The organism is Oscillatoria salina IIICB1 (assembly GCF_020144665.1).
Taxonomy (GTDB): Bacteria; Cyanobacteriota; Cyanobacteriia; order Cyanobacteriales; family SIO1D9; genus IIICB1.
In genome coordinates this window covers 1-8,590 of sequence record NZ_JAAHBQ010000120.1, presented here as the reverse complement: position 1 = coordinate 8,590, position 8,590 = coordinate 1, and the positions used below count along the sequence as shown (strand labels likewise).

The 8,590-nt window shown below is 41.9% G+C and carries 10 protein-coding genes; 7 read left to right on the top strand and 3 right to left on the bottom strand.

Features of this window, described 5'->3' with window-relative positions; translation table 11 throughout:
* The 6 genes from G3T18_RS23870 to bchI form a co-directional block, all read left to right on the top strand.
* The coding region (locus tag G3T18_RS23870; RefSeq protein ID WP_318014028.1) for a WYL domain-containing protein at window positions 1-835 on the top strand (835 nt) is incomplete at its 5' end.
* Between the two features lie 322 nt (window positions 836-1,157).
* Window positions 1,158-1,859, top strand: coding sequence for a two-component system response regulator RppA (gene rppA, locus G3T18_RS23865; RefSeq protein ID WP_224413094.1), 702 nt, complete (start codon window positions 1,158-1,160; stop codon window positions 1,857-1,859).
* Window positions 1,860-1,893: 34 nt separating this feature from the next.
* Entirely contained in the window at window positions 1,894-3,261 is a 1,368-nt protein-coding gene (gene rppB / locus G3T18_RS23860) for a two-component system sensor histidine kinase RppB (RefSeq protein ID WP_224413093.1), read from the top strand.
* 99 nt (window positions 3,262-3,360) lie between these two features.
* On the top strand, window positions 3,361-4,239 hold the full coding sequence (locus G3T18_RS23855) for a formylglycine-generating enzyme family protein (protein ID WP_224413092.1): 879 nt from the start codon (window positions 3,361-3,363) through the stop codon (window positions 4,237-4,239).
* A 12-nt stretch (window positions 4,240-4,251) separates the two neighbouring features.
* Window positions 4,252-4,983, top strand: a complete 732-nt coding sequence (locus G3T18_RS23850; protein ID WP_224413091.1) for a DUF429 domain-containing protein — start codon at window positions 4,252-4,254, stop codon at window positions 4,981-4,983.
* A 289-nt stretch (window positions 4,984-5,272) separates the two neighbouring features.
* Entirely contained in the window at window positions 5,273-6,352 is a 1,080-nt protein-coding gene (gene bchI / locus G3T18_RS23845) for a magnesium chelatase ATPase subunit I (protein WP_224413090.1), read from the top strand.
* Between the two features lie 215 nt (window positions 6,353-6,567).
* Here bchI and G3T18_RS23840 read toward each other — a convergent pair whose 3' ends face one another.
* Entirely contained in the window at window positions 6,568-6,912 is a 345-nt protein-coding gene (locus G3T18_RS23840; protein WP_224413089.1) for a hypothetical protein, read from the bottom strand.
* A 39-nt stretch (window positions 6,913-6,951) separates the two neighbouring features.
* Window positions 6,952-7,446 (bottom strand): hypothetical protein, encoded by a 495-nt coding sequence (locus tag G3T18_RS23835; RefSeq protein ID WP_224413088.1) that lies wholly within the window; start codon window positions 7,444-7,446, stop codon window positions 6,952-6,954.
* Between G3T18_RS23835 and G3T18_RS23830 the strand changes: the two genes are divergently transcribed.
* On the top strand, window positions 7,436-7,600 hold the full coding sequence (locus tag G3T18_RS23830; RefSeq protein ID WP_224413087.1) for a hypothetical protein: 165 nt from the start codon (window positions 7,436-7,438) through the stop codon (window positions 7,598-7,600). The two genes, G3T18_RS23835 and G3T18_RS23830, sit on opposite strands and share 11 nt — an antisense overlap.
* 90 nt (window positions 7,601-7,690) lie before the next feature.
* Here G3T18_RS23830 and cysH read toward each other — a convergent pair whose 3' ends face one another.
* Window positions 7,691-8,464 carry a phosphoadenosine phosphosulfate reductase gene (cysH, locus tag G3T18_RS23825; RefSeq protein ID WP_449868393.1) on the bottom strand — a complete coding sequence of 258 codons (774 nt, stop codon included), beginning with the start codon at window positions 8,462-8,464 and terminating at the stop codon, window positions 7,691-7,693.
* Window positions 8,465-8,590 lie beyond the last annotated feature (126 nt).

The following is an 8,590-nucleotide window of genomic DNA, read 5'->3' as shown; positions in this document are numbered from 1 at the left end:
TCTGTCTATATCCGATCGCGAAAAAAAACAACTAGAAGCTTTAGCCACTGAATTTGGGATGCTTTGGGGAGACAAACCCAATATTTCCAAATTAGTAAGCGCGATCGCCCGCAACCACCTGCAAATTGTCCGTAACAATGACTGGTCAACAGAACGAATTAAAGTATTAGATACTGCGCGTAAAGTCCTGATTGATGAAGGAAAAATGCTCGAAGCCTTAGAAATTGGGCGATTATTGAGTTCCCGCAGTGAGTTAACCAAAGGATTCAGAAAAGAAATTGAGACGTTTCTCGACAACCCACAACCTGCATGGAGACAACGAATTGACAACTTAATCCAGCGTCAGCAACCCTTTCGTCTTTCCTACCGAGATGCAGGAGATCGCCAGTGGAATTACACAGTATTATTTGCCAAAATTGAACCGATTGAGAAACGACAGTATTTAGTTTGTCGTTGCGAAGAAACTGAAGGAAATCAAGATATTCCCGAACTGTGTCACAATTGGACATTAAGACTCGATCGCATTGTCGAAGCCGCAGTAATTCCCATCCAGCAAGAATGGTTGCCGGATTTAGAAACAATTCCTGTAGAATTTCACCTGTTTGGTGGACTTGCGTTTGGCTATCGAGGTTATAAACCAGGAGATCGGTTTATTAGCGAATTAGAAGGAGATCCACCCAGACGACGCGTAATTCGCCATATCTCTAGTACATTCTGGTTTTTTCGAGATCTTGCTAAATATTGGCAAGATTGCGAAATTGTTGCACCTGAAAGTATTCGATCGCGCTTCGTCGAACAAAAACTAACTGCGCTTATCCAACGGTATGGATTATAGCCGCGAACAGCGATCGAAGCCTATGCTAGCAAGGTTTTCCGGTCTTGTCTATCTTCCGGAAATTAACCCGTACATTGATCGGATCGACAGACGGAACAGTAGAGGACGCAAGAAGTCTACTGTCTCGCAGTTTGTTGGATAGGAAGCCTCACACCATAAGGGCTGAGGTAGTTCACTCACCGATTTGGTTGACGAACAAGAAGTCGAAATGGGTAGACGCGATTGGCGATCGCTACTTGATATAATTGCTCTTGGCGCAGGAGTTGGATTAACTATAGACTCTCCTGACTTTTAAACGATTTCTACTGCTAACTAAAAAACAATGCGAGTATTGTTAGTTGAAGACGAACCAGATTTAGGTGCAGCAGTTAAACAAACTTTGCATCAAGCTGGTTATGTGGTTGACTGGGTGCTTAATGGTAATGATGCGTGGGACTATTTAGAAAATCACTGGACTCAATACAATTTAGCGATTTTTGATTGGCTTTTACCGGGAATGTCAGGACTAGAATTACTTCAGGGACTTAGGAGTAGAAACGATTCTTTACCTGTGATGATGCTAACAGCAAAAGATCGGGAAATTGATAAAGTAATAGGCTTAGATTCCGGGGCTGACGATTATTTAGTCAAACCTTTTGGAATGGCGGAATTGCTAGCGAGATTGCGAGCATTACAACGGCGATCGCCACAAATACAACCATCACAATTACAAGTTGCCAATCTCACTTTAGATTATAGCACCAATACCATTTCTTCAACAGTTTCAGGAGGAGAAAAAAAAGTAATTTCTCTCACGCACAAAGAATTTTTACTCCTAGAATATTTTCTGCGTCACCCTCAACAAATTGTCACCCGCGAACAAATTTTAACTCAACTTTGGGAAGTAGGAGAAGAACCAATTAGTAACGTTGTTGCAGCACAAATTCGTTTGCTACGACGTAAATTAGAACAACACGGCTGTAATAATTTAATCGAAACCGTTTACGGACTAGGTTATCGTTTCAATCCTCCTCAATCAGATTAACGATCGCGGAGAAAATTTTCAACTACCCAAAACAATGAAACAAAATCGACTATTTCAGAAGACTCGTTGCCGACTTGCTGTTTGGTATGCTGGAGTAATGGGAGTGATTTTGAGTGTATTTGGGATCGGAGTTTACGAAGCGATCGCGCACGCTCATCGTATCACGATCGATCGCGAACTACAATCAGTTGCTAGTAGACTTGAGAACAGCTTAGAAATGATTCTCACACAACCGGGAACTTTAACACCTACAGCTACTCGTTTTTTACCGGATATTTGCATCGTCGATATTAACTGTCTTAACTCCGACCTCACACTCTCTCATGAGGATAACTATTATATCCGCTTACTGGATCGTTCGGGAAATTTAGTAGCTGTAGCAGGATTACAACCAACCGGAATAGCTGTATCAAAGAATTTTTCACAATGGGAAAGATTAACTGATAATAGCGGAACAAATTACCGTCAAATTACTTTATCTCTACAGACTAAAGAGCGACAAAATTGGGGTTATCTCCAAGTGGGACGTAATTTGCAAGATTTTGAAAATTATGTCGCAACAGTTAAATGGATTTTAATCTTGGGATTACCTCTAGCAATTTTTTTTATTGCTGCTGCGAGTTGGTGGTTAGCCGGATTAGCAATGCAGCCAATTTATCAATCTTATCGTCAAATTCAACAATTTACGGCTGATGCTGCTCATGAATTACGCACACCTTTAGCAGCAATTCGGGCGACAGTAGAATCAACATTAATGTTACCTAGTTTAGAGCCAACTACAGCACAAGAAACCTTACAAGCAGTTAATCGTCAAAATCAACGACTTTCGCAGTTAGTTGCGGATTTATTAATTTTATGTCGTCTGGAGAGAAATTCAACTGTTTCTTCTTCCCTTACTTTACCCCAAGAATTAGTTTCGCTAACTGATTTAGTTAATGATTTAGCCGAAGAATTTGCCTCTTTAGCCCTTGCAGCCAAACTAAAATTAAGCGCCGAAATTAAAGTAGATCGCGAATTACAAATCAAAGGCGATCCCGAACAATTGTATTGTTTAGTTGCGAACTTAGTCAGTAACGCAATTCGCTATACCCCGGCTGACGGCGAAGTAAAAATAAGTTTAGAAAATAGCCCCAACGAAGTCATAATTCGCGTTGAAGACACGGGAATAGGAATTGCCCCAAAAGAACAAAAAATGATTTTCGATCGCTTCTATCGAGTCAACAGCGATCGCTCGCGCGCTTCTGGTGGTTCCGGGTTAGGATTAGCGATCGCCGCCGCGATCGCCACCGCACATCAGGGTAGCATCACTGTCCAAAGCGAACTCAATCAAGGCAGTACCTTTACAGTCAAATTACCCGATAAATCCGCAAATCAAGGTCAAAAGTGGACAAAATTAACTTAATTAGTCGCTTTTTTCTCTTTTCACTGCTAACTACAAACAACAGCGATCTCAATCTCGTGAGAAAATGCGATCGATCCCAGCACGGAAGCTAACTTGCTAATGTCTAACCTCGCTGAAAAAATCACCGAATTTACCGTCGTCAAAGTCGATCGCCTCGGCGAAGAATGCGATCGCACTCTCAAAAAAACAATTTACCAGATCGAACACCTCACAGAAGACATACCACTCGAACTCGTACCTCTAACTGGCAGTAATTTTCTCATGGGCGCACCCGAAACCGAAATTGGTGCCAATTCAACCCAAACTCCCCAACATCAAGTCACCGTCGCTGCTTTCAGCATTGGTAAATATCCCGTTACCCAAGCCCAATGGCTCACCGTAGCGGCATTTCCTCAAGTTAACCTACCATTACAAGCCAACCCTTCCTGTTTTGCAGGAGACGAACTACCAGTAGAACAAATTTCTTGGTTTGAAGCGATCGAATTTTGCGCCCGATTATCTCAGCATACCGGACGCAACTATCGCCTTCCCTCCGAAGCTGAATGGGAATATGCTTGTCGCGGTGGGACAACTACTCCCTTTCATTTTGGCGAAACCATTACTACTGACTTCGCTAACTATTCGGGTGTAAATTGGCAATACGATGGCAGAATTATCAGTCGCGGTGCTTACGGTGCAGGTTCAGAAGGAGAAGACCGCAAAGAAACTACACCAGTTGCTAGTTTTGGTGTAGCCAATGATTTTGGTTTATCTGACTTACACGGTAATGTTTGGGAATGGTGCGCTGACTATTGGCATAATAACTATCAAGAAGCATTCAACAATGGTAAACCCTCATCTGAAGCAGACAACAACTTCCGACCTTTGCGAGGAGGTTCTTGGAACACCGGACCTAATGCTTGTCGCAGTGCCTATCGCAAGAAATATCAAGCTGATGCTAATTTGTATAATATCGGTTTTCGCGTTTGTTTCAGTTAGTTCGCAAGCAAAATGAAATTCCTCGGTATTGACTTAGGCTGGACATCCGGCGAAACTGGACTTTGTTGCCTAAGTTGGCAAAACGATCGCTTAAATATCTTAGATTTGAATCGTCAACAGCAACTAGGCGATATTTTTAGTTGGATTGACACTTGGGTAGCAGTTAACGAACCTGCTTTAATCGCGGTCGATGCACCTACTCTCATTCCTAACTTAACGGGAATGCGACTACCAGATAAATTGACTCATAAATATTTTCGTCGCTATCATGCAGGTTGCTATCCAGCTAATCTTTCTCGCCCTTTTGCTCAACGGACTGTAGCTTTTGGTGTAAGTTTGTCTAAGCGGGGTTTTCTCCATGCCGCAACTATAGAACCCAAAAAGTTGGGACGATATCAAATCGAAGTTTATCCTCATCCGGCGATCGTGCATTTTTTTGGTTTAGACCGGATTTTAAAGTATAAAAAAGGCAATTTAGCACAAAAGAAAGCTGAGTTAAACAAATTGCGTCAATATATTACTGAAATTTTGCCTAAACGAGAACCTTTTCTCAGCCTTTCCCCCTTTTCACCCCTTACTTGTAATTTCGATTCTCTCAAAGGTAGCGAACTAAAAGACGTTGAAGATCGACTCGATAGTCTTATTTGTGCTTATATCGGTGCATACTATTGGTACTGGGGACAAGAACGTAATTTGATACTTGGAGATACGACTACTGGATATATTGTCGTTCCGAACGAGTAAAAGATAAGGGAGAGGGGGAAGATAAGGGAGACAAGGAGGAATTAGAGGATAAACTAATAACTTTTAACTGTTCCCTAATCACTGTTCACTGATAACTGTTCACTGGTAACTGATAACTGAATTTCCTAATCCCCAGTCCCCAATCACCAGTCCCCAATCCCCTTAGTGTGGCACAATAAGAAACGTTAATTAAAAGAATATGATCTTTTTCCGAGCGATCGCTTGCTGCTCAATTTCCTGACGCGAGTCTCGCTTCTGGTTTTTGTTGACAAATAACTAAAAATGTGATATGACTATTACTGCCTCAGCACCCCCAAAAACTCGTCGCGTCGTCTTTCCCTTCACCGCCATTGTCGGTCAGGAAGAAATGAAATTAGCTTTATTGCTGAACGTCATCGATCCCAAAATTGGTGGAGTGATGATTATGGGCGATCGCGGCACAGGTAAATCGACAACAATCCGGGCTCTAGCCGATTTATTACCAGAAATTGATGTAGTTGTCAATGACCCCTTCAATAGTCATCCCAACGATCCCGACTTGATGAGCGATGAAGTGCGCCAAATGGTAGAATCACAAACGACTCTACCAATCGTGAAGAAAAAAGTCACAATGGTAGATTTGCCTCTCGGTGCCACTGAAGACCGAGTTTGCGGTACGATCGACATCGAAAAAGCTCTTTCTGAAGGTGTTAAGGCTTTTGAACCAGGATTGCTTGCAAAAGCTAATCGTGGTATTCTCTATGTCGATGAAGTCAACCTCCTTGACGATCACCTCGTAGACGTACTTCTCGACAGTGCAGCTAGCGGTTGGAATACCGTCGAACGCGAAGGAATCTCCATCAGACACCCAGCCCGTTTTGTCTTAGTAGGTTCGGGAAACCCAGAAGAAGGAGAATTACGTCCCCAACTGCTCGATCGCTTTGGGATGCACGCGGAAATCCACACTGTGAAAGAACCACCTTTACGAGTGAAAATTGTCGAACAAAGAGCAGAATTCGATCGCGATCCCCAAGCATTTGTAGATAAATATCAATCTCAGCAAGAAGCACTACAAAAGCAATTAGTTGAAGCCCAAAAAAGACTAAATCAAGTTAATCTTGACTACGAATTGCGAGTTAATATTTCCGAAGTTTGTTCTGAATTAGATGTAGATGGATTGCGCGGCGATATTGTTACAAATCGCGCAGCTAAAGCTTTAGCCGCCTTGGAAGGACGCACCGAAGTAACGAAAGATGATATTAGTAAAGTTATCGTTCTTTGTTTGCGTCACCGACTGCGGAAAGACCCCTTGGAATCTATTGATTCGGGTTATAAAGTGCAAAAAGCTTTCAGTCGCGTTTTTGGTGTAGAAATGCCGGAAGAAAGTTAATCTGTAGAGACGTAGTAATGCTACGTCTTTACCAAGTTAGATTATTTCTGCAAAATTAAGCTAAAACTGTCCAAATTTTTCCTCTTTTTTGGACTTTCTTCCCAAAATTGCCTAACCTAACCCCCCAACCCCCTTCCCTACCAGGGAAGGGAGAGAAGTAATAATCAAAATAGAAAAACGTAGTGTTATATTTAGCAAAATAATCCTATTTCAGCTTAATTTCTCTGAGGACGAGTTTCTTCTTCCAAAGCACGTAAACTTAATAGCGAGGCAGCAGTTGCCCCAATAGTATCCATAATTAAATCAACAATCGTATCATCAAGATCGTTAATAGTTTTCGTCGCCCACTCAAACACTTCCCATAGCGCCCCAATTGCAATCCCAAAAGAAATAATTGTCAAAATATATAGCAAACGGTGACTGCGAAAAACTGTCAGCATCGACTGATAAACCAAAAAACTAAGTGCTAAGGTAATCGAAAAAGTGGTAAAAGCATGAGTAATTTCATCATAAGGTCCTGGTTGGTAAAATAAGCCAATCCAGCCACCAGCATTAAGCAAAGCTGCGATGACCTGATTTTTTTAGTGCGACACTGCCAATTAAGGCTTCTTTCGACAATATCGGTGCAAAATCTCAATCGTTAGTTCGACTCGGTTAGGCTGAGTTTGAACCGTATAAGCTTGAGCTTCTATTTCCCGTCGATAAGCATGATAGCGTAGATAGTAAGGTCTAGCTCTCGGTGAGGGTTCAAGTGCTAAGTCTAGTAACTGAAGTTTGTCACCTCCAGCACAAAATTGAGCCGCGTGTACTGACTCATGGACAAGGGTAGGAACAGCTATTCCTAAGTCGAATACTACTGGATTAACCCAAATTTGTTTGGAATCAACTTGAAATAATCCATAAGTTCCTCTTACGGGTGGTATCGCCAGATTTACTTGAAATCCATATGCTGTCAAAACTTGCTGTAACTGGGAAAATTCCTCATTCACGGACGAAGTAGAAACACTCTGCGCTGAAGTTGAGACGGGATTTGCGATACTGAGGAAAATAATCAAACTTAGCCGCAGTAAAGAATTGCTTTGTTTGCTAAACACAAATCGAAAGGATATTTTTGGCAACGACTCTTTCAGCTTAACTAAAGCAATTGAAATTTACTTTTTTTACAGCCTGGCAATTTTTAATTCTCGGCGATCGCGTATGGCAAAACTGAGCCACATTGATACTTGTCAAGTTACGGCGATCGCCTAATTTACTTTTAACACGAGTCATGAGTTTTTTTAAGTAATCCCAATTCTCTCTGAAGTTGCACTTAATACAGCGCGATCGCTAAACTCATCTTTACAAAGAACTAGAATCGAGACTTTCTGATTCTCCCAAACTTTGAGGTAGGTGAATGCCGCACTCTTGTTTAAGTCCCTGAAAACGAGTATCGCGTGCGTTTTCGTCAGATAAAGAAAGCGGACGGCTCGAATGCCAATCTCCGACAGTGACATAACCTTCATCAAAGAGAGGATGATAAGGTAAATCGTTAGCCATGAGGTACTGATAAATTTTGCGAGAATTCCAATTTAAAATCGGCAAAACTTTACAAATATTTCCCTGAAAATTGACAAAATCTAAAGTTTTGCGGTGGTCGGTTTGATTGCTACGCAGTCCAGCTAACCAAGCTGTGGCGTTCAATTCTTTTAATGCTCGTTGCATTGGTTCGACTTTGCGAATTTGGTCGTAGCGGTTGAGGGCTTCCACATCATTTTCTGCCCAGAGACGACCATAAATAGCTTCCATACGAGCAGGAGTCATTGGAGATTGGTAAACTTTCAGGTTAAGCTTGAGTCGTTCGGTAAGTTCTTCAGCGAAAACATAGGTTGGAGCAGGTAAATACCCGGTATCAACCCAAATAACGGGAATATCCGGAACTATTTTAGTTACTAAATGTAGCATCACAGCCGACTGGATGCCAAAACTGGTACTCATTACCAGTCCATTTCCAAAGGTATCTGCTGCCCATTGGACGATTTCCTCAGCGTCACTATTGGCAAATCGCTGATTAACTTCTTCCAGATTTACTTCTTTGTCCCTCAACCTCAAGCTAGTCATTGGGTTTCCACGCACTCTCTTCCTACTTTGATGCAGTCTATCGTAAATTTAGTCGCTCTCGCTACCTGGTTATTTTCTCACGAATCATGTATTGGCGATCGCCGTTCCTAAAATTCCTTGGTGGTGAAGAGTAATTAAATT

Bases quoted from the DNA above. Each gene is read 5' to 3' on its own strand.
- bchI (WP_224413090.1), top strand. From the start codon at position 5,273: ATGACTATTACTGCCTCAGCACCCCCAAAAACTCGTCGCGTCGTCTTT.
- rppB (WP_224413093.1), top strand. From the start codon at position 1,894: ATGAAACAAAATCGACTATTTCAGAAGACTCGTTGCCGACTTGCTGTT.
- rppA (WP_224413094.1), top strand. From the start codon at position 1,158: ATGCGAGTATTGTTAGTTGAAGACGAACCAGATTTAGGTGCAGCAGTT.
- G3T18_RS23855 (WP_224413092.1), top strand. From the start codon at position 3,361: ATGTCTAACCTCGCTGAAAAAATCACCGAATTTACCGTCGTCAAAGTC.
- G3T18_RS23850 (WP_224413091.1), top strand. From the start codon at position 4,252: ATGAAATTCCTCGGTATTGACTTAGGCTGGACATCCGGCGAAACTGGA.